This is a genomic window from Terriglobus roseus DSM 18391, from assembly GCF_000265425.1.
GTDB classification, from domain to species: Bacteria; Acidobacteriota; Terriglobia; order Terriglobales; family Acidobacteriaceae; genus Terriglobus; species Terriglobus roseus.
The window spans coordinates 3,163,952-3,186,185 of the sequence record NC_018014.1 but is presented as its reverse complement, the minus strand read 5'-3'; the positions used below and the strand labels follow the sequence as shown (position 1 = coordinate 3,186,185).

Genomic DNA, 22,234 nt, shown 5'->3' with positions numbered 1-22,234 from the left:
CATGTACCTAAGTGTAGCGATTGGACGCGCTCCGGCGGCGGAAGGGTTCGCGGTATCCGCTCGTGGAAAAGCGGGCAAGGATCAGACAGCAGCCTTCGCGCCATCGATCACAAACCGGTACCCAACCCCACGCACCGTAAGCAGGTGCTGGGGCCGCACGGGATCGTCCTCCAGGTATCGCCGCAGACGCACAATAAAATTGTCGATGGCGCGCGTATCCGTGTCCTCCCGCACACGCCAGACCTCTTCCAGGATCTCCTTGCGTGAAACAACCCGGCCCTCGCGAACCAGCAGGTAACGCAACAGGTCCGCTTCCATGAGCGTCAGCCGCGTGATCTTGCCATTGGCATGGATCTCCAGCGAGTCGAAGTTGATGGTCTTGCCCTCAAACTCGTAGACATCGCGAACCTCCTCCGGCTCGGCTGCAGCCGGGGCCTCGGTGGTCGGGGCCGATTCCTGCTGCCACTGCATGCGACGCAACAGACTGTTCAGCCGGGCCAGCAGAATCGACAGATCGAACGGCTTGTTCAGGTAGTCGTCGGCACCGGACTCGAATCCTTCCAGTACGTCCTCAGGCCGGTCGCGGGCCGTCAGCATCAGGATGGGGACGTAGTTGTTCGCAGCTCGCAGTGCACGCGCGATGGCAAATCCATCCATACCCGGCAACATCACGTCCAGCAGCACGGCTCGTGGACGTTCCGGCGCGTTCAACAGCCACGCCAGCGCAGCCTCGCCATCCGCCTCGTGGTGTACGCGATAACCTTCGGCCTTCAGGTTGAACAGCAGCGCATCGGCAAGATGCTCTTCATCCTCAACCAGCGCAATCAGCGGTTGATCGCTCATGAAACCTTCCTTGCAGCCTTGGTATCGGCGCCCGCGGGCATCAACGGCAGTTGCAGGGTGATGGTGGTACCGCGCCCTTCCCCGTAGCTTTGTGCACTGGCATCGCCGCCGTGATTACGAGCAATGGCACGGACGATGAACAGTCCCAGGCCGGTGCCCTTGACCTTCGCGGAAGCATTGCCGCCCACTCGATAGAAGCGGTGAAAGACCCTGCCAAGCTGGCCCGGCGGGATACCCATGCCCGTGTCGATGAAACGCAGAATGACGAAGCCGCGACGTGCGGTGTTGAGCTCTGCCGTGATGTGCACGCCCGCCGGGGAATACTTCACGGCATTGTCCAGGACGTTCAACATCGCGGTGCGCAGGCTGTCCGCATCGCCGTTGACGCGAAGGTCTGCTCCGGCCGTGTCGTCGACCATCTTCACTGCGTCCTCAGCCAGATGGTGCCGTCGCAGGGTCTCCTCCAGGCAGGCCTGCGTCAGCGCGCGAACATCCACGGGCAGGCGGCCCTTCGCGTTGCGCTGCAAACCCTTGGCACCGGCTTCGCCCGCGCGCAGGATCTGCTCCACCGTGGCCAGCAGGCGGTCATTGTCTTCACGCATGCGCGTGTAGAACTCCTGCCGCTGCGACTCTTCCAGTGGCCGCCGCTGCAGCGTATCCAGGTACAGGCGGATGGACGCAATGGGTGTCTTCAGTTCGTGCGTGACCGCGTTCAGAAAGCTGTCCTGGCGTTCGTTCCGCCGGATCTCACGCACCAGAAAGATTGTGTTGAGCACCATGCCCGCAATGATGACGGCGAAGAAGATCACGCCGAGCACCAGCATGGCAATACGCCGCTCTGTCACGTTGACGATGATCCATCCAACGTTCAGGGCAACGGCCAGCCCTACCAGGCAGATACCCAGTGTGATGTAGAACGCGATCGCGCCACGCCGGCGTGTGATGTTCATGGCGTGATCATTCTTTCATCTCTCTTCATTCACTCAGGACCATAGCTGCGCACAAACAAAAAGGCCCGGCTTTCACCGGGCCTTCTGGGAAACATTAACGGACTAAGCGCCGGCAGGCTTCGGGTTCGAAGGATCCCACTTGGCAATCTGGACCTTCTTTGCGATGCCCAGCTTCTTCAGCAGCCAGATGCCGTAGTAGTTGATGTCGAACTCGTACCAGACCAGGCCATGACGCGCGCTGACGGGATGAGCGTGGTGGTTGTTGTGCCAGCCTTCGCCACCGGTAAGGATCGCGACCCACCAGTTGTTGCGCGAGTCGTCCTTCGTCTCAAAGCGGCGCGGTCCGAACATGTGCGAGGCCGAGTTCACGAACCAGGTCGCGTTCACACCGACAACTACGCGGAGGAACGTGCCCCACAGAACCATGCCGAACATCATCTTCACGCCGCCCATGTAGTAGCCAAGGCCCATCTGGCAGGAAGCCGGCAATGGTCAGCGGCAGCCAGTGGTACTTGCTCAGCCAGCGCTGTGCGGGATCGCGGGTAAGGTCAGGGGCGTAACGGCCCAGCAGGGCAGTCTCACTATGCATGGCGCGGCCGGTGATGATCCAGCCGATGTGCGCCCACCAGGTACCATCGTGCGGCGTGTGCGGATCGCCTTCCTGGTCGCTGTGCTGATGGTGAACGCGGTGCGTGGCCACCCAGAAGATCGGTCCGCCCTCAAGGGCCATGGTGCCGCAGGCGGTCATGAAGATCTCAAGCCAGCGGGGAACGCGATAGCCGCGGTGCGTCAACAGGCGGTGATACGTCATGCCGATGCCGACATTGATCGCCAGGAAGTACATCACGGCGAAGCAGGCAACATACGACCAGGACCAGAAGAAGAGGGCTACCACAGCCAGAACATGGAACGCGCCGAAGGCAATGGCGGTAATCCAGTTCACTTGTCCGTGCTGGTGCTCGCGGCCCATGCGGAGGTCCATCTTGGCCTTCTCGCGAGCTTCTACGGCTGCCGGAACAAGGCGCACAGGCGCGGTTGCGACGGGGGTGCTGCGAGTCTGTTCTGCAGCGGCTTGATCAACAACAGGAGACATTCGGCTACTCGTTTCTGGCGGGCTTTGGTCCGCCTCACCACCAAAGCTACCGTGAAGTGCCCGTATCTGTGTGTAAGACTTCTGTAAGCCCCTCCGACAAGCCGTTGCAGCCCCGTAAATCGCTCCTTTCACCCGCCCACAGCGCACATTGGCGCGGCAGTAGCATCCGCGATTCAGGCCCGTCCCTTAGCCGACATTGCCGGTACACTCGTCCTATGCGCGTCTTCGGAATCGACTGCGGCACGGAATACACCGGCTGGGGCGTGGTGCAGGTCGAAGAGACCGCACGCGAGCGTCGCCTGGTCCCCATCGCCGCCGGCGCCATCAAGCTCGACAAGAAGCAGAAGACGCCGCTGCGACTGCAGCAGGTCTTCGCCGAACTGACCGGACTCATGACCGTCTACGAGCCCGATTGCGTTGCCATTGAAGACGTCTTCTTCGCCGCCAACGCCAAAAGCGCCCTCAAACTGGGCCACGTTCGCGGCGTCGCCATGCTGGCCGCGGCCACCTGCAATCTGGAAGTCAGCGAGTACGCCCCGCTCTCCATCAAGAGCGCCGTCGTAGGCTATGGCCTCGCCGCGAAAGAGCAGGTACAGTTCATGGTTGCGAGGCTGCTCGATCTGGATAAGGCGCCGGAACCAGCCGATGCCGCTGACGCACTGGCAATCGCCATCTGCCACGTGCACACGGCGCAGACACACTTTGGGATGGGTGTTCGTTGAAGTCTTTGCTCTTCGCCGGTTCGTTACTTGCTCTCGCCCTGTCGGCGCACGCGCAGGATGCTGTGCCAGACTCCGCTCCGGCAGTAACCACTGCTCCGTTTCGACTCGTCGTCAGCTATGACCGGCCCGGCCTGCTTGTCCCGCACTGGCAGATCTCCGTCCCCCTGCACGGCATGGCCGAGTACACAGGCAAGCCCGTGAAGGGAAGCGATCCAGGCCAGGTGCTCTTCCGTCTCTCGCCCACCGGTCGCGCCCGGCTCAGTTCGCTGATGGAACGCACGCACAACCTGCAGCCATGCGAGACCCGCTCCAAGGGCATCGCAAACATGGGCACCAAGGAAGTCGAATACGCCCCGGCTGATGGCCCCGCCGCACACTGCACCTTTAACTTCACCGACAACAAGCCGCTCAGTGAAGCACTGGATTACATGCTGGCCATCGCAGGCACCGTGCAGGCAGGCCTTGAGCTCGACCGGCTGCATCGCTACGACCGTCTCGGCCTCGACCCCGTCATGATCCGCCTCGCAGAGGATGCCAAGACAGGCCGCGCCGCCGAGCTTGGTGCCATCCGCCCAATCCTCGAGAGCCTCGCTACTGACGTAGCCGTCCTCGAACGCGTCCGAACCCGCGCCCAGCAACTGCTGACTATGGTCGATCAGCAGGAGATCGCCAAAAAGTAGCAGGCAGCCTAAAGCGCCCGAAACAACTCAGCAAACCGATCCAGTGGCAGCGCCTCGGCGCGCGTGCTTGACTCGATCCCGGCGGCCGCGCACGCATCCGCAATCTGCGCCGGCGTGTAGCCCGCAGCACGCAGGTTGTTGCTCAGGGTCTTACGCTTCTGCTGGAAACAAAGCTTCAGAAAACGATCGAAGCCCTTGCGATCTGCAATGCCCAGCTCATCGAACCGCGGCGCAAACGCCAACCGCAGCACGGTCGAATAGACATCTGGCGGTGGCGCAAAGGCCTGCGGCGGCAGCGTAAACAGAGAATTCGCCCGCGCGTGCATCTGTGCGGTCGCTCCCAGCAGGCCAAAGTCGCGCGACCCAGGCTCAGCCGCCACACGGTCCGCCACCTCCCGCTGCATCATCACCACGGCCAGCTCAAGCGCGGCCTCATGCGTGAACATATGCAGCAGGATGTCGCTGGTGATGTAATACGGCAGGTTGCCGATCAGCAGGCCCTTCTCACCCTCAGGCACCAGGGCGGTCAGGTCCGTTTGCAGCACATCGCCTTCCACGATTTCGACATTCGGGTGGTTGCGGAACTTGAATCGCAGCTCGGGCGCCAGCGACCGGTCAAGCTCAATGCACACAAGCCGCTTCGCTCGTTCCGCCAGAATCGTCGTGATCGCGCCATGCCCTGGACCAATCTCCAGGACCGTCCGCTGCGACACATCGCCCAGGGCATCCGCGATGCGGTGACGCGCGTTGTCGTCGACCAGAAAATTTTGTCCGAGCTTTGGCTTGCGTGGCTGCATCCGATGACTAGACCTTTAGGGTATCGTGCCTGCGTGTGCGGTATCGTTGGGTCTGCACATTTGCAGGAGTTTGGATGCACATTGTTTTCGCAGCATCGGAGTGCGTGCCCTGGGCCAAGACCGGCGGCCTGGCTGACGTGGTCGGCGCATTGCCTCCCGTCCTGGTCCGCATGGGCCATCGCGTCACCACGTTTGTACCGTACTATCGCCAGGTCGCGCGCAAGCTGCCCGACCTGCCAACGGTCATCCAAAGCCTTACCATTCCGTTCCCAAGCTATCAGCGCTACGTGCGCGTGCTGGACGGCGGCATCCAGGATGGCGTGCAGGTCTACTTCTTCGATTGTCCGGAGATGTTCGATCGCGAAAGCTTCTACGCCACGCCCGGCGGCGACTACCTCGACAACTGGGAGCGCTTCTCGCTCTACAGCCGCGCGGTGATTGAAGCCAGCAAGATCCTCGGCGTGCCGGATGTCTTCCACGCCCACGACTGGCAGGCGGCGCTCGTGCCCATCTATCTGCGCTCGATCTACTTCTTCGATCCTGTCCTGCGCAAGGTGCCGTGTGTCTTCACCATCCATAACGCCGGCTACCAGGGCTGGTTCCCGGCCGACACCATGCCACGCATCATGCTGCCGTGGGACATGTTCACCTTGGAAAAGCTCGAGGCATACGACAACGTCAACCTGCTCAAGGGTGGCCTTGTCTACGCCGACGCGCTCACGACGGTGAGCCGGCGCTACGCCGAAGAGATCCAGACGCCGGAGTTCGGCAACGGCCTCGACGACATCTTCCGGAGGCGCAGCGGCGATCTCTTCGGTATCCTCAACGGCGTCGACTACGACCAGTGGGACCCCGCACGCGATGCGCACATCGCAGCACACTACAGCGCGGACAACCTGAAGGGCAAGAAAGAATGCCGTCGCGACCTCCTGCATGCCTTCGGTCTCGACCACGTCGAAGACACAACGGCCGTGCTCGGCATCGTCTCGCGCTTCGCCACGCAGAAGGGCTTTGACCTGCTCGCGGGCATCCTGCATGAACTCATCAAGGACGACGTCGTCCTCATCGCGCTCGGCACCGGCGAGGAGTACTACGAGCGCCTCCTGAGCGAGCTTGCCGCACGCTACCCGGACAAGGTGCGCGTGGACATCCGCTACGACAACACCACCGCGCACAAGATCGAGGCAGGCAGCGACATCTTCCTGATGCCGTCGCACTACGAGCCCAGCGGCCTGAACCAGATGTACTCGCTGCGCTACGGCACGGTGCCCGTCGTCCGCTCAACCGGCGGCCTCGAGGACACCATCGTTGAACTCCACGAAGGGCAGGGCAACGGCTTCAAGTTCCACGGCTACAACCAGTGGGACTTCCTTGATGCCATCCGTCGCGCCGTCGCCACCTTCCAGAACAAGGAACAGTGGGAGGCCATGATGAGGCGGGGCATGGAACAGGACTTCTCCTGGAACAAGCCCGCGGAAGAGTACATCAGGGTCTACGAGCGCGTCATCGAAGGCCGAGCCTGGAGCTAGCGAGCGGTGAGAACTGGGTGCCCCATGTATCGATTCTGATACATGGACCAGCGCCAAGTGCGCTCCGTCGCGCGGAAGCGCGACCCCGTCCTACTTTGTCCCCAGCATCATCGCAGCAATCTCACCCAGGCGACTGTCCAGATCATGGCAGTCGCCGTTTTCTTTGCTGCAAACACCCGTTCGGACCGGCGAGGTCTGCAAAACGGTGCTACGCGGAGCAGTCAACCAGTGGAAGCGTTCCCGCTGCGACAGCTTCGCCATCGGTCCACCCTTTGCATCACCGTTGCAGAGCAGCTCCACGGCACGCAGATGCTGCCGGATGGTCGCGACATCAAGAGAAGGTGCCAGCGCCAGCACTCGCTCTTCATCGAGCGCGATGCGGCACTTCAAATAACGTCGCTCCAGGCAGAAGAGGATCACGCCGGCGTTGACGAACTCCTCACGCTCCACGCGAGGCACCACGCGCAGCGTCGCGTAATCAAAGCTGGCGTTGGCGTGCACGGTCGGCCTCCTCTTCGAAGATAGATGAGTGAGCCAGACGCTCCACAAAGAAGCGCACATAAGCCTCGCGCTTCGCTGTGGCCTCTGCCTTGATTGCTTCCGCATCGCCACTCTCAACCAGCGCCGCGGCAAGGAATGCATCGGGCACCATCGAAACGATGGCGCGCAGCACGTCTTCACTCAGCACGGCACGCGCGCGTGACGAAGCAGTTTTGAGATCACTCGCAAAAGGCAGCAGCACATGGTGCTCGATCTGGGCGAAAGGCGACTGCGTCTTGGTCGGCATCGTCTCCCAGTTGTGATGAAAGAACATCGCCGCACCATGATCAATAAAGCGCACCTCGCGATGCCACATCAACAGGTTCGGATTGCGCGGCGTGCGATCGACGTTCTGCACAAAGCTGTCGAACCACACCGCCATGGAAGCCGTCTCTGCAGAGATCAGGTCTCCTGCGGCGGCATTGAAGTCTGTCGACCCAGGGAGATAATCCAGCCCAACATTGGTGCCGACGCTCGCCTTCAGCAGATGCCGTATCTCTGCATCGGGATCGTTGCGGCCCAGTGCAGGATCAACCTCCACCAGCACCAACTCCGGCACACTCAACCCGAGCGTACGGCCGATCTCACCGGCGACGATCTCGGCCGTCAAAGCCAGCGGGCCCTGACCGGCACCACGAAACTTCACAACGTACATGCCAAGGTCGTCTGCCTCGACGATCGCGGGCATGGAACCGCCCTCGCGCAGGGCAAGAACGTAACGAGTCGCAAGCACAGTCCGCATCGCACTCAAGTGTAGAGGAGGCTCAGATACTCCAGCCCATCCGTCTGTCGATAAGCGCCGCCTGACGTCGAAGACTCTGCAAGACAGGTGTCTGCGTCACCCACCGCGCCGCTGCTGTCACAAATCTTCTATCCTGATGATCTATGCCGAAGATCGACCACCTGGAATGTTCGCGTTGCCATCATCGCGAGAGTGCGGAAACACCCAAGACCGTCTGCCCCGTATGTGCCGGAACGTTTTACGTTCGCTACGACCTCTCCGCCGCGCGCGGCCTGCAGGTCCGCGATAACCTGCCGCAGATTGACAGCATGTGGCGCTACGCGCCGGTCCTGCCAGACGTCCCACCGGTCACACTCGCCGAAGGCTGGACACCCATTCTCCCGTCGCGTCGCAATCCCAACGTGCTGCTGAAGGAAGAGGGAGCCAACCCCACCGGTACCTTCAAAGCGCGCGGCATGAGCATGTGCATGACGATGATGAAGCACTACGGCATCGGCAAGGTCGCAGTGCCCAGCGCGGGCAATGCCGGCGGCGCATGTGCAGCTTACGCGGCTGCCGCAGGCATTGAGGCACACGTCTTCATGCCGCAGGACGTCCCGCTCGCCAATCAGGTCGAGTGCATCGCCTACGGCGCGCACATGACCCTCGTCGACGGCCTCATCAGCGACTGCGCCAAGATCGTCGCAGCACGCAGGGAAGAGGAGGGCTGGTTCGATGTCTCCACGCTGAAGGAGCCCTTCCGTGTCGAAGGCAAGAAGACCATGGGCTACGAACTGGTCGAGCAGTGCGGCTGGACCTACCCTGACGCAGTCTTCTACCCCACCGGCGGTGGCGTGGGCCTCATCGGCATGTGGAAGGCTTTCCTCGAAATGGAAGAGCTTGGCTGGGTCACCGGCAAGCGCCCGAAGATGATCGCCGTACAGGCAGCGGGCTGCGAACCCGTCACCAAGGCCTACCGCGAAGGCGCGGACGCCTCTGTGATGTTCCAGAACGCACACACACTCGCCAGCGGTCTCCGCGTCCCAAAGCCCTACGGCGACTACATCATCCTCGACGTCGTCCGCCAGAGCGGCGGCACCGTCATCTCCCAGACCGACGACCAGATCTTCGAGTCCATCCAGGACTGGGGTAAGAACGAAGGCATCCTGCTCTCGCCCGAAGGCGCCGCTGCCACCGCAGCCTACGACCGCCTCATCGAGACGGAATTCCTCAGCCCGAGCGACCGCGTCGTCATCTTCAACACCGGCACCGGCAACAAGTACACCGACGTACTCAACATCATGCAGCGTGCGCACCACGCTGTGTAATCGATAGGGCTCAGAAGGTCTGTCAGGCCTTCTGAGCCACACGTTTCCGTCCCGCTCACAAAGGTCCGCAAATCGTGCGATAGCCGCCCAAATGGGCGAACATCGGATTGCGAGTCGTAATCACCCCCTGCTAGGCTTTTCAAATGTCTGAAGTAGCTGCTCTTCCCGCTGAAACCGATGTTCTTCTGGTTGGCGCCGGTATCATGTCGGCCACGCTGGGTACGCTGCTCAAGACCCTCGCGCCGTCCGTCCGCGTCACCGTCGTCGAAGCACTCGACCGCCCGGCCATCGAAAGCTCTGACGCCTGGAACAACGCCGGCACCGGCCACGCCGCACTCTGCGAGCTCAACTACACCGCCGAGCAGCCCGACGGCACCATCGCCATCGACCGCGCCATCAAGATCAACGAGCAGTTTCAGCACTCCCGCCAGTTCTGGGCATCGCTCGTAGAGCGCGGCCTGCTGGCCGATCCGAAGCAGTTCATCAATCGCATCCCGCACATGAGCTTCGTCCATGGAGCCGAAGCCGTCGACTTCCTCCGCCGCCGCTTCGCAGCCATGCAGGTCAGCCCGCTCTTCCGCAGCATGCAGTTCAGCGACGACGCCGCAAAGGTCCGCGAGTGGATTCCGCTGATGATGAACTCCCGCGACGCCTCCGAACCAGTCGCGGCAACGCGTTCGGAAGAGGGAACCGACCTCAACTTCGGCGCGCTCACCCGTCTCCTTCTCGGCCTCCTGTATGAGCAGGGCAGCGGCATCTACACGCGCCACAAGGTCACGGATCTCACACGGCTGCCGGACAACCGCTGGTACGTCGAAGTAGAGAACCTCGCCACCAAAAAGCGCACACGCATCACCACCCGCTTCGTCTTCCTCGGTGCAGGCGGTGGGGCTCTGCCGCTTCTGCAACAGTCCGGCATTCCCGAAGGCCGCGGCTACGGCGGCTTCCCCGTCAGCGGCCAATGGCTGCGCTGCACCAACCGCGACGTCATCGAGCAGCACGCCGCCAAGGTTTACGGCAAGCCCGCACTCGGCGCACCGCCCATGTCCGTACCTCACCTGGACACGCGCGTCATCGACGGCAAGCGCGAGCTCCTCTTCGGACCCTTCGCAGGCTTCACCACCAAGTTCCTTAAGACCGGCTCGTTCCTCGACCTGCCCGGCTCTATCGGCACCGGTAACCTCATCAGCATGCTCGGCGCCGGCGCTACCAACCTTGAACTCACCAAGTACCTCATCGGCCAGGTCATGCAGTCGCAGGAAGACCGCATCAACGCCCTCCGCGAGTTCGTCCCCACCGCCCGCGGTGAGGACTGGGTGCTCGAAATCGCCGGTCAACGCGTACAGATCATCAAGCCCGACCCGAAGGCCGGCGGCAAGCTGGAATTCGGCACTGAGATCGTCCGTAGCGCCGACGGCTCACTCGCCGCACTGCTCGGTGCATCCCCCGGAGCATCCACAGCCGTCTCCATCATGCTCGAACTCATCGCCAAGGGCCTCCCGGTGCTGTCCGCAACAGAAAGCTCAGCAGACCGCATCCGCGACCTCGTGCCAAGCTACGGCCGCTCCATGAATACCGAACCCGAGCTCCTGACGCAAATGACGGCAGAGACGAGCCGCCTGCTGCAACTGGCATGAAAGTGGTTGCGGCAGCTGGGAGTCGCGGACTGATCCAGCCCGCACCCTCTTTGCGCAGCACGGTTCTGACGGTACAGGCGCTCCGTGGTATCGCGGCGTTACTTGTGATCTCGCTACATACGACCACCATGTGGTTTGAGCTGGGGAGACGAACACTGCCGTTCATCGTGAATGGTGGCACAGGCCTGGACATCTTTTTTGTTCTCAGCGGCTTCATCATGCCGCTCTCCGTGCGCCGGTCGAATAGCGGCCCGGCGGACGCCCGCAGATTCCTGTTGCGACGGCTTGAACGGCTTGTGCCTGCGTACTGGATCTTCACCACCTTGAAACTCCTCAAGGACTTCTTCCTGCCGGGTACAGTCAAGCTGGCAGTCTGGCACACGATCGCCTCTTACCTCTTCCTTCCCTCGCGGAACAGCCTGGGAGAGGTCGTGCCACTGTTGCCGCCGGGCTGGACACTAAACATGGAGATGCTTTTCTACCTCCTGATTGCCCTGGCGCTTCTGTTTCGCGTGCGCCTGCGGTATTTTCTGCCGCCATTGTTGATGCTGGGGGCGGCTGGGTTCTTTCTGCACTTGCCGGCTCTTGTGCCGGTGGACACCGCACGTCTGCCTCTCTTGTTAGAGTTCCTGCTGGGTATGGTGCTTGCCGAACGTTATCGCGCCGTTGCCTTGCGTGGTGCAATGCCTTGTCCGGCATGGATTGCATGCGCAGGGATGCTCCTGAGTACATGGCTGATGGTCTTTACACAATGGGGAGCCATCTCTTACTTCGTATTTGCAGGCCCGCTTGCCTTTCTGATGGTGGGCTTCGCGGTAGAACTTGAGCGATCGATTGGGCGCAGAATCCCGAGGCTGTTACTCCTCATCGGGGACGCGTCATACTCCATCTACCTTGTGCACTGGTTTCTCGTTGGCGCAGTCCGCAGCATCATTCAACTGCCGGCATTCTCGGGCGTCCAGAATTTCATGGTGCCGCTAGGGCTGACCATGGCGCTCAGCATCGTATGCGGTATCGCCTGCTATCACTGGATCGAAAGTCCCATCAATCGGCACTTTCATGTGCGGCGGCGAGCGGCGACAGCGGCCTGAAGAGCGCGAATGTGAGCAAAAAAAGACGCCAGCCCCCGAAGGCGCTGGCGTCGATCGAAAGATGAAAAGTAACTTAAACGCGCTCGATCACAACCGTATCCAGCGTGATGGTCTTCTTCGGACGGTCCATGCCGTCACGCGGAGCCTTGCTGATCTTCTCCACAATGTCGTAGCCCTCAACCACTTCACCAAAGATGGTGTGGCGGCCGGTCAGCCACGTGGTCGGCGCAACCGTGATGAAGAACTGCGATCCGTTCGTGTTCGGGCCGGCATTCGCCATGGCCAGCTTGCCCGTGGTCTGGAAGCCGTGCGGCGAACCCTTGGTCTCATCGGCAAACTTGTAGCCGGGGCCGCCCATGCCGGTGCCTTCCGGATCGCCGCCCTGGATCATGAACTCAGGAATCACGCGGTGAAAGACGGTGCCGTCATACAGCTTGTCGCCCTTCTTGCTGCGGCTCTCCCAGGACTTGCTGCCCTCGGCCAGGCCGATAAAGTTGGCGACGGTCTCCGGCGCGTCCTTCTCGTACAGCTTGGTAACAATGGTGCCCTCGCTGGTGTTGAAGATCGCGTAGGTTCCAGGTGTGCGCTCTGCCATGATTTTCGTTCTCCTTCTTTCGTTGCAAGTCTATCGGATGGGTTCGCCCGGCTTCCGGCGGTATCGTATGCCGCCCTGCCGAATGCTATTTCGCGGCCGGAGCAGCCGTAACGGCTGGCTCCGCCGGTAGCGGCTGGCCTTCCGGAACGATCGTCACCTTGTTGATCAAAACCGGTGTGACCGGCTTGTCGTTTGAGTTCTTTTCGACCCGCGCAATCGATTGCACCACCAGAACAGAGTGCGCATCGCACTGCCCGAAGATCGTGTGTTTGCCGTTCAGTTCCGGAACGGGCCCTTCCGTTACGAAGAACTGGGTGCTGCCCGTGCCAGGCCCGGCATTGGCCATCGCCAAGCGGCCTTCGCGGTCAAACCGTAGTCCGGCTGACCGCTCCTCGGGAATGTAATACCCCGCATCGCCCGCGCCCGTCCCGGCGCGGTCGCCGCCCTGGATCATGAAGTTCGCGATCACCCGATGAAACGTTGTGCCGTCGTAAAAATGCACACCCTTCATCGGCTTGTCGGTGATGGGATCCACAAACGGCTTGGTGCCGGTCGCGAGGCCGATAAAGTTCTCTACCGTCTTCGGCGATTCATTCGCAAAGAACTGGCACGTCAGGCGGCCCATGCTGGTGTCGAGGACGGCGGTCGGTCCATTCGGCATGGGCGGAATGCCCAGGCCTTCTGACGCACCTGGAGAATCCGGCAGTTCCTCCACCGGCGCCGCCGGCTTCGTCTGCTGGGGTGGTGAAGGTGACTGGGACGGCGTACCTGGCTCAGCCCGCTGAGCGTGCACGGGCAACGACAGGGCGAGGCCCGCAAAGATTGTGTAAGACGCAAATCGCAACATCATGCCGACTCCAAGAATACGCCCCTTGCCCATCGGCGGCGAACTGTGACGTCATTCGCCGCCGACAGGCGTCGCCTACCGGACGCAACCCCAAACCCATTGCCTTCGCTGCCCATCCCCCGGCGCGCTCACCGCATCCCACCGTTCTAAGACACGATCTGAATAGGGATATGCAAGAGATGACACGTACCGTTCTGCCCGGAAAGCCCTACCCGCTCGGAGCAACCGCCTCCAGCAAGGGAACAAATTTCGCTGTGTACAGCGAGAACGCTACGGCGGTCTCCGTCTGCTTCTTTGACGAACAGGACAACCAGGTTGACTGCGTTGCCCTGAAGGAGAAAACAGCGTTCGTCTGGCACGGCCTGGTCCGCAACATCCGGCCCGGCCAGCGCTACGGCTATCGCGTCGACGGCCCTTGGGAGCCGGAGCAAGGCCTTCGCTTTAACAAAGCCAAGGTACTGGTTGATCCCTACGCCAAGGCCATTACGGGCGATATCGATTGGAAGAAACCGGTCTTCCCCTACGACGTCATGAGCGGCGACGACCTTAAAAAAGACGATCAGGATTCAGCCAGCGGCGTGCCGAAGAGCATCGTTATCGACCCGCACTTTGACTGGGGGGGTGACTGCCCGCCGGAGATCCCGCTCTCCGACTCCATCATCTACGAGCTCAATGTCCGTGGCTTTTCCATGCAGAACACCGCTATCGAAGAGAGTTTGCGTGGCACCTACGCCGGTTTGGCATCCGAGCCCAGCGTCAAGTATCTGAAGATGCTCGGCGTCACCGCCGTCGAACTTTTGCCCGTCCACCACTTCATCGACGAAGGCCACCTCGTCGATCGCGAACTGCGCGACTACTGGGGCTACAACACCCTGGGCTACTTCGCTCCCATGGCCCGCTACAGCTCTTCCGGCAGCGACGGCGAGCAAGTCCGCGAGTTCAAGGAAATGGTTAAAGCCCTACACAAAGAGGGGATCGAGGTCATTCTCGACGTGGTCTACAACCACACCTGCGAGGGCAACGAGAAGGGCCCGATGCTCTTCATGGAGGGCATCGACAATACAACCTACTACCGCCAGGTCGCTGACAGTCCCCGCTACTACATGGACTACACCGGCACCGGCAACACGCTCAACGTCTCGCACCCGCAGGTGCTCATGCTCGTCATGGACTCACTGCGTTATTGGGTTACGGAGATGCACGTCGACGGCTTCCGCTTCGATCTCGCAAGCACGCTCGCCCGCGACGAAGAGGGTGTCCAGAAGCTCTCCAGCTTCTTCAACGTCATCCATCGAGGATCCGATTCTGCAGTCGGTCAAGCTCATCGCCGAACCTTGGGATGTGGGCGAAGGTGGCTACCAGGTCGGCAACTTCCCGGTCCTGTGGGCTGAGTGGAACGGCAAATACCGCGACACCGTCCGCCGCTTCTGGAAGGGCGACGAAGGTCTGCTCTCGGACTTCGCCTACCGCATTACGGGCTCCAGCGATCTCTACCAGAGCGACGGCCGCAAGCCCTACGCCTCGATCAACTTCATCACGGCGCACGACGGTTTCACCCTCACTGATCTCGTTAGCTACAACGAAAAACACAACGAGAACAATGGCGACGACAACACCGACGGCGCCAATGACAACGACAGTTGGAACATGGGTGCCGAGGGCGCGACCGACGATCCTGATATTAATGAGTTACGTGAGCGTCAGACCCGCAACTTCCTGACAACGTTAATCTTGTCGCAGGGTGTTCCTATGATCTGCGGCGGCGACGAAGTCGGTCGTTCCCAGCGTGGCAACAACAACGGCTACTGTCAGGACAACGAGATTACCTGGTACGACTGGAAGCTCGACGAGCCCCGCCAGCGCCTGATGGAATTCACGACGAAGCTCATCGAGCTCCGGACCAAGCACCCCAACCTGCGTCGCCGCAAGTTCTTCCAGGACCGCACCGTGCGAGGCTCCGTCATCAAGGACATCGCCTGGTACGGCACAGGCGGCGAGGAGTTCCGCGAAGAGGACTGGAACGCCGACTGGCAGCGTTCTCTGGCTTTCATGCTCAACGGTAAAACTCTCGGCGTCACTGACGATGATGGCCGCCTCATCACGGATGACAGCTTCCTGATGATGGTCAACGCAGCCCACGACGGCGTCGAGTTCAAACTGCCGCCGCCGCCGGGCAACACACCCTGGCGCCAGGTACTCGACACCCAGAGGATCGACAATCCCTTCGCCGCAGAGACTCTTGGCGAAAAGGTGATTCTCGGTGGCCGTTCCATGCGTGTCTTCCGAGACGGCAAGGATTAAGCGGTCCCGCTTCCCACCACAGGGACAGCTATCGCGAAGCGAAGCGGAGGGATCTGCATCTTGATCCCTCCGCCCTACGCGATGCCAACGGCAGCGAATCAAGATTCTTCCGCGCAACCACCATCGCATGAAGCTGGTGCCCATACATACGCGCAGCGGATGTATGGGGATCCTCCATAGACAGGAACGCGTTGACGACACGCTCTCGCACGATTACCGTGTGACGGCGGGCCTCAATGCCACGCCGGAGTTCCCAAAGACATGATCCTTCGTGTAGCACTGCCACTGGCCCTTGCGCTTTCGGCCACCGTACTCACCAGCACCGCAGCCTGTGCTCAGGCACCCGCCGCACCACCCGCAACCCGCCCGGCACAGCGTCCTGACACCGGCTCCACGGCCGAGCTGAAAGAGAAGACCGTTCCCAGCCCGGACACGCGTCCGCAGAGCATCAAGGACGGCGTCCAGCTTCAGAAGCCGCAGCTTCAGGACTACGTCGCGATGCTCGACAACATCCCGCATCACGCGCCGGCCAAGCCCAAGAAACCGCGCAAGGTGCTGCTGCTGGCGCACGCCGCGGGCTTCGTCCATTCGTCCATCCCGATCGCGGCGGAGACCATCAAGGCTATGGGCGAGGCGACCGGCGCGTACAGCACCACCATCACCTTTGATCCCGCAGATATCAACGCCGCGAACCTCGCAAACTATGACCTGATCTTCCTCGACAGCACCACGCTCAACTTCCTGGATGACCCGAAGGACGCAGCCGCGACCGAAGCGCGCAAGAAGGCGCTGCTCGACTTCGTCCGCGGCGGCAAAGGCCTCGCTGGGATTCACGCAGCGGGTGACTCATACCACACGTCACCGCCCCGCGGATCGACCGACGCACCCACCGGCACATGGCAGGACTTCGACACCATGATCGGCGGCTACTTCAAGTTCCACTGGCTCTTCCCGCAGCCCATCACCGTGAAGATCGACGACCCGAAGAGCCCCATCACCGCCATGTTCCACGGCCAGGAGTTCACCGTGCATGACGAGATCTACACCTTCGTGCAGGACTCCTTCTCACGCAAGCGCGTGCACGTCCTCACCAGCCTCGACTACGCCAAGATGAGCGACGTCGACAAGGCGAAGGAGACGGCCGCAACCAAACGCACCGACGGCGACTACGCTCTGAGCTGGATCCGCCACGAAGGCAAAGGCCGCGTCTTCTATGAGGCCCTCGGCCACAGCGAACACATCTACGCCACGACACCCATCATGGAACACGTCCTCGCAGGCATCCAGTACGCCCTCGGCGACCTGCCGGCAGACGACAGTCCAAGCGTTAAGTAGCATGACGAAGCCAAACGCCCCACCCTTTGCAAGCAAAGGGTGGGGCGTTGTCCTTAAGCGCTCCGGTTGGAAGTGCTACGAAATCTTCTGCAGATACCCAAGAATCTCAGGATTCGTCCACAACTGCGGTCCGATGAACTTCCGGCGGATCATCCCGCCTCGGTCGATCAGGAAGGTCTCCGGCGGACGCACCGATCCGTACTTCAGGTTCACGCCCTCCATGCCCGTCCGGATGCTGAGGATGCTCATGTCGTACTGCTTCAGGAACTTCGCGTAGGCAACTGGATCGTCGTCGATGGAGACGGCCAGCACCTGGATGTCCGGCCGCGCCTTCTGCAGGGCCTGCAGGCTGGGCAATTCGTCGATGCACGGCGCGCACCAGGTAGCCCAGAAGTTAAGGACGACAACCTTGCCGCGGAACTGGCTCAGGCGCACGGTCTGCTGTCCGTCCTGGACGGTGAACTCGGGCGCGGTCTCCGCAATCTGTTGCGGATGGTCGCCACGATTGCAGCCCGTCAACAACAGGGCAGCGGCTAAAGCAAAACGCAGCGTCGCAGAAACTCTCACGCTTCCTATAATACGGAGGCGCATGCCAGACGAGTCGAGCAGTTCCCAACCCGAGCACCAGAGCACCGATCGCGTCACCCCCGCGCCGGACCTTGACCTCCGTTTTGACGGCAGCCCCACCGCCGCAGCCCTGCGCCGGACCGCTCCCGTCGTTCACCTTGAGGAGGACGAGCCGTCCACGCACCCCCTCACCGTCCTGATCCCCGCCCGGAACGAGGCGCACAACCTCCCAGGCTGCCTCAAATCGCTGCTCGACCAGTCCGAACCAGGCTTCCAGTTGGGGGAGCACTGGCACATTTTTGTGATCGACGATAATTCGGCGGATGAATCGATTCAAATCGTGCAGAAACTCGCAGAAAACCACCCCGGATTGCATGTTTTACAGGCACCTCCGCTGAAATCCAGCGGCAGCGGATTCACCGGAAAAAACGCCGCACTCTGGTTCGGAGCATCACAGCCTTTGGCTCACACAGCGAAATGGCTCCTCTTCACCGACGCCGACACCCTCCACGAACCAGGCAGCACCAGCCGCGCCATCGTCGAAGCAGAACGCCACGATTTAACGATGCTGAGCTACTCGCCACGCCAGCTCGTAGCAAACTTCGTGCAGCGCGCGCTGATGCCGCTGATCTTCTCGGAGCTCGCAAGCACCTATCCACCGAAGAAAGTAAGCGACCCATCCAGCCCCATAGCAGCAGCCAACGGCCAGTTCCTGCTCGTCCGCAGGCAGGCCTACTTCGACGTGGGCGGTCACATGGCCGTAGCATCTTCCGTGCTCGAAGACGTCGCACTCGCCAAGCTGCTGAAGCGCCGCCACACCATCCGACTGCGCTACGCACCGGAAGCGGTAAGTGCACGAATGTACGCGTCAACACCGGAGATGATCGAAGGCTGGACGAAGAACCTCGCACTGCTCTTCGGCAATCCGCTGATCATGGCGGCCATCGCCCTACTCAACTTCGTTCTGCTGCTTGGCCTGCCGCTGCTGCCCCTCCTGATGCCGAACCTTGTGGTCTGGCAGGCGCTGGCCATCTTCATCGTCTGGCTGCGTGTGCTCCTGCGCTACTTCTCGCGCGTCGGCCGTTCCCACGCGCCCTTCCTCGACCGCATCCTCACGGTGATCGCACTGCCACTCTTCGCAGCTTTGTTGATCCGCTCATGGCAGATGGTCAAGATCGCGAAGGCCGTCACGTGGAAGGGCCGCGAGTACACGACTTAGCGACTCTTAACGCCTTACACTCATCCAATAAGACGATGATTTATCTGACACGCAAAGCCGAGTTCTCCTCCGCCCACTTCTATCGCAATCCCGCTTGGAGCGAAGAGAAGAATCGCGAAGTCTTTGGCAAGTGCGCCAATACGAATGGGCACGGCCACAACTACACGCTTGAGGTTACGGTGGGCGGCGAGGTCGATCCCGTCACCGGCTTCGTCGTGGACCTGAAGCTGTTGAAGGACATCCTAGAGCAGGAGGTGGTCAGCGTCTATGACCATCGCCACCTAAACCACGAGGTGCCGGAGTTTGCGAACGTCGTGCCCACGACCGAGAACATCGCAGTGGCCATCTGGCGCCGGCTCGATGGGAAGATACCGAACGCCAAGTTGCAGCGGGTGCGCGTCTATGAGATGGACGATCTCTTCGCAGACTTCTACGGCGAGGGCTTGAACGATGGGATCTCGGACACAGCAGCCCCGGAGCTGGTAGCGTAATGCCAATCGCACACTTCACACGCCGCTACCGCCTTTCCGCATCGCACCGGTTGCATGCGCCGAGCCTGAATGATCAGCAAAACCGGGATACCTACGGCAAGTGCAACAACCCGTACGGCCACGGTCACAACTACTTCGTTGAAGTCACAGTGGCAGGACCCATCGATCCCGAGACAGGCTTTGTTGTCGATATGCCTAAGCTCGATGCACTCGCGAAGCGGGAACTCATCGATCGCTTCGACGCGCAGCACATGAACGCGGATCCGGTCTTTAACGGCGACTTCGTGCCGTCGACCGAGAACCTCGGCATCGAGGTCGAGCGCGTCTTCCGTCGCGCGGTTCCGCTGCTCGATCCCACGTGCCAATTGCGGCTGCATCGGATCCGCATCGAAGAGACGAAGAACAACAGCTTTGACCTACTGGCGCCTGGCCAGATCGATGCCTTGATCCCGCACGAACAGCATGCTCTGCAACCGATCGCCTAGCCGCGCGTCTGAAGAAAGAAGCCATGAAAGATAGTCGACTGGAAACGAACACGGCCGTTGCAGAACCGCAAGTCACTCTGAACGACGCGACTACCGCGGAGCTTTACAGGGAATTGCTGCTGCGCATCGGTGAAAACCCCGAGCGCGACGGCCTGCTGAAAACGCCCGAACGTATGGAGAAGGCGATGACCTTCCTGACGCACGGGTACGAGCAGAGCGCTACGGACATCCTGCGCGGCGCGCTCTTCGACGTCGACTATGACGAGATGGTAATCGTCCGTGACATCGAGTTCTACTCGCTCTGCGAGCACCACATGCTGCCGTTCTTCGGCAAAGCGCATATCGCTTATATCCCAAAAGGAAAGGTCATCGGCCTTAGTAAGGTCGCGCGTCTGGTCGATGTCTTCGCACGGCGCCTGCAAGTGCAGGAACGTATGACTCGCGAGATCGCCGATGCAGTCGTCGAAGCTATCCACCCAATGGGAGTGGCCGTCATTCTTGAGGCGCAGCACCTCTGCATGATGATGCGCGGAGTAGAGAAGCAGGGAAGCATGACGTCAACGTCAGCGATGCTTGGCTGCTTCCGCGAGAGCGCACAGACACGCAACGAATTCCTGTCGCTCATCCGCAGGCCCGGCGGCTTCTAGTGCTTCGCACCGTCCTCGACGCGCTACCGCGCGTGTATTCATGAGTGCGGAATCTGTTCGTAGCCGTCTCCAGGACGGGCCTAGCCGACTGCAAGCAACGGCAAGCCATCACGAGATGGTGCGATCGGTGGTCTAATCGAAGACTGCAATGAATGGACTCCTGATCTTCGATAAGCCCTCCGGTCTCACCTCGCACGATGTTGTCTCCCTCGTACGTCGCGCCACAGGCGAAAAGTCTGTCGGCCACCTTGGCACCCTTGATCCGATGGCAACGGGCGTGTTGCCGCTGATGCTGGGCAAGTGGACTCGGCTAGCGCAGTTCTTCGGTGCTGCTGAGAAGCAATACACCGGCACAATCCGATTCGGCTTCGCTACCGACACCTACGACGCGGAGGGAGTACCTGCAGGCGATCCGCAATCACTGGATTGCAATCTGGAAAGATTGCGCGAACTGAGCGCCGGCTTCCACGGCACGATCGATCAGGTACCGCCCGTTTTCTCTGCGAAGAAGATCGGTGGCGTGCCTGCGCACAAGCTCGCTAGGCAGGGCAAGGAAGTGCCTGTAAAGCCCGCGCGCATTACGATCCACGGCTTTGAGCTGACATCGCTCGAGGGCGATAGGGCATCGTTTACGATGCACGTCTCGGCGGGCGGTTACGTGCGATCCGTCGCGCATGAGCTTGGTCAGTTAGCTGGATGCGGCGCGCACCTGAGCGCGCTACGCCGCGTGCAGGCCGGACCGTTTACGTTGGCCGATGCGATCACACGCGAGCAACTGATCGACGCAGCCAACGCCGGCACCATCGAGGCACTGTTGCCGCATGCTCGTACGGTGCTGCCAGAGATGCCGTCGGTGACGGCCGATGAAGGTTCGCAGAACAAGCTACGCAACGGGATGGCCGTCAACCTGCCGGAGTTCTCCGACGCGCCGCTGATTCGCATCTTCAAGGACCGCAACGAACTGTTGGGTATCGGCCGCCGTGTGGCCGGCACGCTCATTCAGCCGTTTGTGAACCTGGCCTAGGGAAGTAGCTCACTTCTTCAACAGCGGTTTGATCAGTCCAAAGATGTTCTTCGATACCTGCTTGCAGCCCTGCGCTGTGGGGTGGATGCCGTCTTGCTGGATACTCCCTGGGACACCATAGACGTCCTGCAGGACAAAGGGCAGCAGTGGCACATGGTACTTCTTTGCGAGCAGCGTATAGGTCTCGTTGAAGGACTTGATGTAGGGCTGACTGTACTGCGGCGGCAGCGTGATACCGGCCATGGCTACCTGCGTGCCGCTGCTCTGTAGCTTATTGACGATGCTGTCCAGGTTGGTACGCGAACTCGCCACCGGTACGCCACGCAGCCCGTCGTTTCCGCCGAATTCGACGACGACGATAGCAGGTTTCAGTGCCAGCACCCGCTCCACGCGCGCGAGGCCATCCTTCGTGGTGTCGCCGCTGATACCCATGTTCACGACGCGGTAGCGGTAACCGGCTTTGTCCAGGTCGCGTTGCAGGTCAGCGGGGTAGCTGCTTTCCATATCCACGCCGTAGCCAGCCGTCAGACTATCGCCAAAGGCGGCAATGACGGGGCGGCTGTCTGTCGCCGTCGGAGCATTCGGTGTGACGGTTGGTGTGTGTGAGGTCATGGATCCCAAGGGGGTGGCGCCTCCGTCGGTGCTGTCGGTGGGGCGTTCGTGACGTTCGGCTTCGCAACCTGAGATCGCCAGCACAGCGCATACCGTCAACATCGCGGCCAGTAAGCGGCTGTGCCGCGGAAGGTGGCGCTGTATCATCGTGCTCAATCCGGAACAATCTCTCAACATCAT

At 61.2% G+C, this 22,234-nt stretch carries 25 protein-coding genes; 14 read left to right on the top strand and 11 right to left on the bottom strand.

Annotation, left to right across the window (positions count from 1 at the left end):
• Positions 1 to 81 precede the first annotated feature (81 nt).
• The 4 genes from TERRO_RS13030 to TERRO_RS13020 form a co-directional block, all read right to left on the bottom strand.
• Entirely contained in the window at positions 82 to 843 is a 762-nt protein-coding gene (locus TERRO_RS13030; protein WP_014786123.1) for a response regulator transcription factor, read from the bottom strand.
• Positions 840 to 1,793 (bottom strand): sensor histidine kinase, encoded by a 954-nt coding sequence (locus tag TERRO_RS13025; protein ID WP_014786122.1) that lies wholly within the window; start codon positions 1,791 to 1,793, stop codon positions 840 to 842. The genes TERRO_RS13030 and TERRO_RS13025 overlap by 4 nt, the downstream gene beginning before the upstream one ends.
• A 102-nt stretch (positions 1,794 to 1,895) precedes the next feature.
• The gene (locus TERRO_RS23695; RefSeq protein WP_245536091.1) at positions 1,896 to 2,219 is read right to left on the bottom strand and encodes a fatty acid desaturase; all 324 of its coding nucleotides are present in this window, start codon (positions 2,217 to 2,219) and stop codon (positions 1,896 to 1,898) included.
• Positions 2,122 to 2,886, bottom strand: a complete 765-nt coding sequence (locus tag TERRO_RS13020) for a hypothetical protein (protein WP_245536090.1) — start codon at positions 2,884 to 2,886, stop codon at positions 2,122 to 2,124. Before TERRO_RS13020 ends, TERRO_RS23695 begins: the two co-directional genes overlap by 98 nt.
• A 215-nt stretch (positions 2,887 to 3,101) precedes the next feature.
• On the opposite strand from TERRO_RS13020, the gene ruvC reads away from it, so the two are divergent.
• Both ruvC and TERRO_RS13010 read left to right on the top strand, forming a co-directional pair.
• Positions 3,102 to 3,608, top strand: a complete 507-nt coding sequence (gene ruvC / locus TERRO_RS13015; RefSeq protein ID WP_014786120.1) for a crossover junction endodeoxyribonuclease RuvC — start codon at positions 3,102 to 3,104, stop codon at positions 3,606 to 3,608.
• Positions 3,605 to 4,288: a hypothetical protein gene (locus tag TERRO_RS13010; protein WP_014786119.1), complete on the top strand. Its 684-nt coding sequence runs from the start codon at positions 3,605 to 3,607 to the stop codon at positions 4,286 to 4,288. The genes ruvC and TERRO_RS13010 overlap by 4 nt, the downstream gene beginning before the upstream one ends.
• 8 nt (positions 4,289 to 4,296) lie before the next feature.
• Here TERRO_RS13010 and rsmA read toward each other — a convergent pair whose 3' ends face one another.
• Positions 4,297 to 5,085 (bottom strand): 16S rRNA (adenine(1518)-N(6)/adenine(1519)-N(6))-dimethyltransferase RsmA, encoded by a 789-nt coding sequence (gene rsmA, locus TERRO_RS13005; RefSeq protein ID WP_014786118.1) that lies wholly within the window; start codon positions 5,083 to 5,085, stop codon positions 4,297 to 4,299.
• Between the two features lie 74 nt (positions 5,086 to 5,159).
• Here rsmA and glgA point away from each other — a divergent pair, with 74 nt between their 5' ends.
• Positions 5,160 to 6,614 (top strand): glycogen synthase GlgA, encoded by a 1,455-nt coding sequence (gene glgA, locus TERRO_RS13000; protein WP_014786117.1) that lies wholly within the window; start codon positions 5,160 to 5,162, stop codon positions 6,612 to 6,614.
• A 90-nt stretch (positions 6,615 to 6,704) separates the two neighbouring features.
• Here the strand turns inward: glgA and TERRO_RS12995 are convergent, their stop codons facing one another.
• Both TERRO_RS12995 and TERRO_RS12990 read right to left on the bottom strand, forming a co-directional pair.
• A complete protein-coding gene (locus TERRO_RS12995) occupies positions 6,705 to 7,115 on the bottom strand; it encodes a DUF3037 domain-containing protein (protein ID WP_014786116.1) in 411 nt (136 codons plus the stop codon).
• Positions 7,093 to 7,896: a HipA family kinase gene (locus tag TERRO_RS12990; RefSeq protein ID WP_041592568.1), complete on the bottom strand. Its 804-nt coding sequence runs from the start codon at positions 7,894 to 7,896 to the stop codon at positions 7,093 to 7,095. Before TERRO_RS12990 ends, TERRO_RS12995 begins: the two co-directional genes overlap by 23 nt.
• A gap of 143 nt (positions 7,897 to 8,039) precedes the next feature.
• Here TERRO_RS12990 and TERRO_RS12985 point away from each other — a divergent pair, with 143 nt between their 5' ends.
• From TERRO_RS12985 to TERRO_RS12975, 3 genes are all read left to right on the top strand, one after another.
• Positions 8,040 to 9,203, top strand: coding sequence for a threonine synthase (locus tag TERRO_RS12985; protein ID WP_014786114.1), 1,164 nt, complete (start codon positions 8,040 to 8,042; stop codon positions 9,201 to 9,203).
• 143 nt (positions 9,204 to 9,346) lie between these two features.
• Positions 9,347 to 10,840, top strand: coding sequence for a malate dehydrogenase (quinone) (gene mqo / locus TERRO_RS12980; protein ID WP_014786113.1), 1,494 nt, complete (start codon positions 9,347 to 9,349; stop codon positions 10,838 to 10,840).
• On the top strand, positions 10,837 to 11,931 hold the full coding sequence (locus tag TERRO_RS12975; RefSeq protein WP_014786112.1) for an acyltransferase family protein: 1,095 nt from the start codon (positions 10,837 to 10,839) through the stop codon (positions 11,929 to 11,931). Before mqo ends, TERRO_RS12975 begins: the two co-directional genes overlap by 4 nt.
• Before the next feature lie 73 nt (positions 11,932 to 12,004).
• Here TERRO_RS12975 and TERRO_RS12970 read toward each other — a convergent pair whose 3' ends face one another.
• Both TERRO_RS12970 and TERRO_RS12965 read right to left on the bottom strand, forming a co-directional pair.
• Positions 12,005 to 12,526, bottom strand: coding sequence for a peptidylprolyl isomerase (locus TERRO_RS12970; protein WP_014786111.1), 522 nt, complete (start codon positions 12,524 to 12,526; stop codon positions 12,005 to 12,007).
• An 85-nt stretch (positions 12,527 to 12,611) separates the two neighbouring features.
• Positions 12,612 to 13,376: a peptidylprolyl isomerase gene (locus tag TERRO_RS12965; protein WP_014786180.1), complete on the bottom strand. Its 765-nt coding sequence runs from the start codon at positions 13,374 to 13,376 to the stop codon at positions 12,612 to 12,614.
• A gap of 176 nt (positions 13,377 to 13,552) precedes the next feature.
• Between TERRO_RS12965 and TERRO_RS23690 the strand changes: the two genes are divergently transcribed.
• The 3 genes from TERRO_RS23690 to TERRO_RS12955 all read left to right on the top strand — a co-directional run bounded on the left by TERRO_RS23690 (position 13,553) and on the right by TERRO_RS12955 (position 17,009).
• Positions 13,553 to 14,764: a glycogen debranching protein gene (locus tag TERRO_RS23690; RefSeq protein WP_245536089.1), complete on the top strand. Its 1,212-nt coding sequence runs from the start codon at positions 13,553 to 13,555 to the stop codon at positions 14,762 to 14,764.
• Positions 14,715 to 15,674 (top strand): GlgX family protein, encoded by a 960-nt coding sequence (locus TERRO_RS23685; protein ID WP_245536088.1) that lies wholly within the window; start codon positions 14,715 to 14,717, stop codon positions 15,672 to 15,674. The genes TERRO_RS23690 and TERRO_RS23685 overlap by 50 nt, the downstream gene beginning before the upstream one ends.
• A 261-nt stretch (positions 15,675 to 15,935) precedes the next feature.
• Complete coding sequence (locus tag TERRO_RS12955) at positions 15,936 to 17,009, top strand: ThuA domain-containing protein (RefSeq protein WP_014786108.1); 1,074 nt, start codon at positions 15,936 to 15,938, stop codon at positions 17,007 to 17,009.
• Positions 17,010 to 17,084: 75 nt separating this feature from the next.
• Here the strand turns inward: TERRO_RS12955 and TERRO_RS12950 are convergent, their stop codons facing one another.
• Positions 17,085 to 17,576 carry a TlpA family protein disulfide reductase gene (locus TERRO_RS12950; RefSeq protein ID WP_245536067.1) on the bottom strand — a complete coding sequence of 164 codons (492 nt, stop codon included), beginning with the start codon at positions 17,574 to 17,576 and terminating at the stop codon, positions 17,085 to 17,087.
• A 22-nt stretch (positions 17,577 to 17,598) separates the two neighbouring features.
• Here TERRO_RS12950 and TERRO_RS12945 point away from each other — a divergent pair, with 22 nt between their 5' ends.
• The 5 genes from TERRO_RS12945 (at position 17,599) to truB (ending at position 21,442) form a co-directional block, all read left to right on the top strand.
• On the top strand, positions 17,599 to 18,795 hold the full coding sequence (locus TERRO_RS12945; protein WP_014786106.1) for a glycosyltransferase family 2 protein: 1,197 nt from the start codon (positions 17,599 to 17,601) through the stop codon (positions 18,793 to 18,795).
• A 35-nt stretch (positions 18,796 to 18,830) separates the two neighbouring features.
• Positions 18,831 to 19,286: a 6-pyruvoyl trahydropterin synthase family protein gene (locus tag TERRO_RS12940; RefSeq protein ID WP_014786105.1), complete on the top strand. Its 456-nt coding sequence runs from the start codon at positions 18,831 to 18,833 to the stop codon at positions 19,284 to 19,286.
• Complete coding sequence (locus TERRO_RS12935; RefSeq protein ID WP_014786104.1) at positions 19,286 to 19,771, top strand: 6-carboxytetrahydropterin synthase; 486 nt, start codon at positions 19,286 to 19,288, stop codon at positions 19,769 to 19,771. The genes TERRO_RS12940 and TERRO_RS12935 overlap by 1 nt, the downstream gene beginning before the upstream one ends.
• A gap of 23 nt (positions 19,772 to 19,794) precedes the next feature.
• Positions 19,795 to 20,418: a GTP cyclohydrolase I FolE gene (gene folE / locus TERRO_RS12930; protein ID WP_014786103.1), complete on the top strand. Its 624-nt coding sequence runs from the start codon at positions 19,795 to 19,797 to the stop codon at positions 20,416 to 20,418.
• A 148-nt stretch (positions 20,419 to 20,566) separates the two neighbouring features.
• Entirely contained in the window at positions 20,567 to 21,442 is an 876-nt protein-coding gene (gene truB, locus TERRO_RS12925; RefSeq protein WP_014786102.1) for a tRNA pseudouridine(55) synthase TruB, read from the top strand.
• Between the two features lie 9 nt (positions 21,443 to 21,451).
• Here the strand turns inward: truB and TERRO_RS12920 are convergent, their stop codons facing one another.
• Positions 21,452 to 22,156, bottom strand: a complete 705-nt coding sequence (locus TERRO_RS12920; RefSeq protein WP_014786101.1) for an arylesterase — start codon at positions 22,154 to 22,156, stop codon at positions 21,452 to 21,454.
• Between the last annotated feature and the right edge of the window lie 78 nt (positions 22,157 to 22,234).

Excerpts from the sequence above, each read along its gene's own strand:
- TERRO_RS13030 (WP_014786123.1), bottom strand. The coding sequence starts at position 843 with ATGAGCGATCAACCGCTGATTGCGCTGGTTGAGGATGAAGAGCATCTT.
- TERRO_RS13025 (WP_014786122.1), bottom strand. The coding sequence starts at position 1,793 with ATGAACATCACACGCCGGCGTGGCGCGATCGCGTTCTACATCACACTG.
- TERRO_RS23695 (WP_245536091.1), bottom strand. The coding sequence starts at position 2,219 with ATGGTTCTGTGGGGCACGTTCCTCCGCGTAGTTGTCGGTGTGAACGCG.
- TERRO_RS13020 (WP_245536090.1), bottom strand. The coding sequence starts at position 2,886 with ATGTCTCCTGTTGTTGATCAAGCCGCTGCAGAACAGACTCGCAGCACC.
- ruvC (WP_014786120.1), top strand. The coding sequence starts at position 3,102 with ATGCGCGTCTTCGGAATCGACTGCGGCACGGAATACACCGGCTGGGGC.
- rsmA (WP_014786118.1), bottom strand. The coding sequence starts at position 5,085 with ATGCAGCCACGCAAGCCAAAGCTCGGACAAAATTTTCTGGTCGACGAC.
- glgA (WP_014786117.1), top strand. The coding sequence starts at position 5,160 with ATGCACATTGTTTTCGCAGCATCGGAGTGCGTGCCCTGGGCCAAGACC.
- TERRO_RS12990 (WP_041592568.1), bottom strand. The coding sequence starts at position 7,896 with ATGCGGACTGTGCTTGCGACTCGTTACGTTCTTGCCCTGCGCGAGGGC.
- TERRO_RS12985 (WP_014786114.1), top strand. The coding sequence starts at position 8,040 with ATGCCGAAGATCGACCACCTGGAATGTTCGCGTTGCCATCATCGCGAG.
- mqo (WP_014786113.1), top strand. The coding sequence starts at position 9,347 with ATGTCTGAAGTAGCTGCTCTTCCCGCTGAAACCGATGTTCTTCTGGTT.
- TERRO_RS12975 (WP_014786112.1), top strand. The coding sequence starts at position 10,837 with ATGAAAGTGGTTGCGGCAGCTGGGAGTCGCGGACTGATCCAGCCCGCA.
- TERRO_RS12970 (WP_014786111.1), bottom strand. The coding sequence starts at position 12,526 with ATGGCAGAGCGCACACCTGGAACCTACGCGATCTTCAACACCAGCGAG.
- TERRO_RS12965 (WP_014786180.1), bottom strand. The coding sequence starts at position 13,376 with ATGATGTTGCGATTTGCGTCTTACACAATCTTTGCGGGCCTCGCCCTG.
- TERRO_RS23690 (WP_245536089.1), top strand. The coding sequence starts at position 13,553 with ATGACACGTACCGTTCTGCCCGGAAAGCCCTACCCGCTCGGAGCAACC.
- TERRO_RS12955 (WP_014786108.1), top strand. The coding sequence starts at position 15,936 with ATGATCCTTCGTGTAGCACTGCCACTGGCCCTTGCGCTTTCGGCCACC.
- TERRO_RS12945 (WP_014786106.1), top strand. The coding sequence starts at position 17,599 with ATGCCAGACGAGTCGAGCAGTTCCCAACCCGAGCACCAGAGCACCGAT.
- TERRO_RS12940 (WP_014786105.1), top strand. The coding sequence starts at position 18,831 with ATGATTTATCTGACACGCAAAGCCGAGTTCTCCTCCGCCCACTTCTAT.
- TERRO_RS12935 (WP_014786104.1), top strand. The coding sequence starts at position 19,286 with ATGCCAATCGCACACTTCACACGCCGCTACCGCCTTTCCGCATCGCAC.
- folE (WP_014786103.1), top strand. The coding sequence starts at position 19,795 with ATGAAAGATAGTCGACTGGAAACGAACACGGCCGTTGCAGAACCGCAA.
- truB (WP_014786102.1), top strand. The coding sequence starts at position 20,567 with ATGAATGGACTCCTGATCTTCGATAAGCCCTCCGGTCTCACCTCGCAC.
- TERRO_RS12920 (WP_014786101.1), bottom strand. The coding sequence starts at position 22,156 with ATGTTGACGGTATGCGCTGTGCTGGCGATCTCAGGTTGCGAAGCCGAA.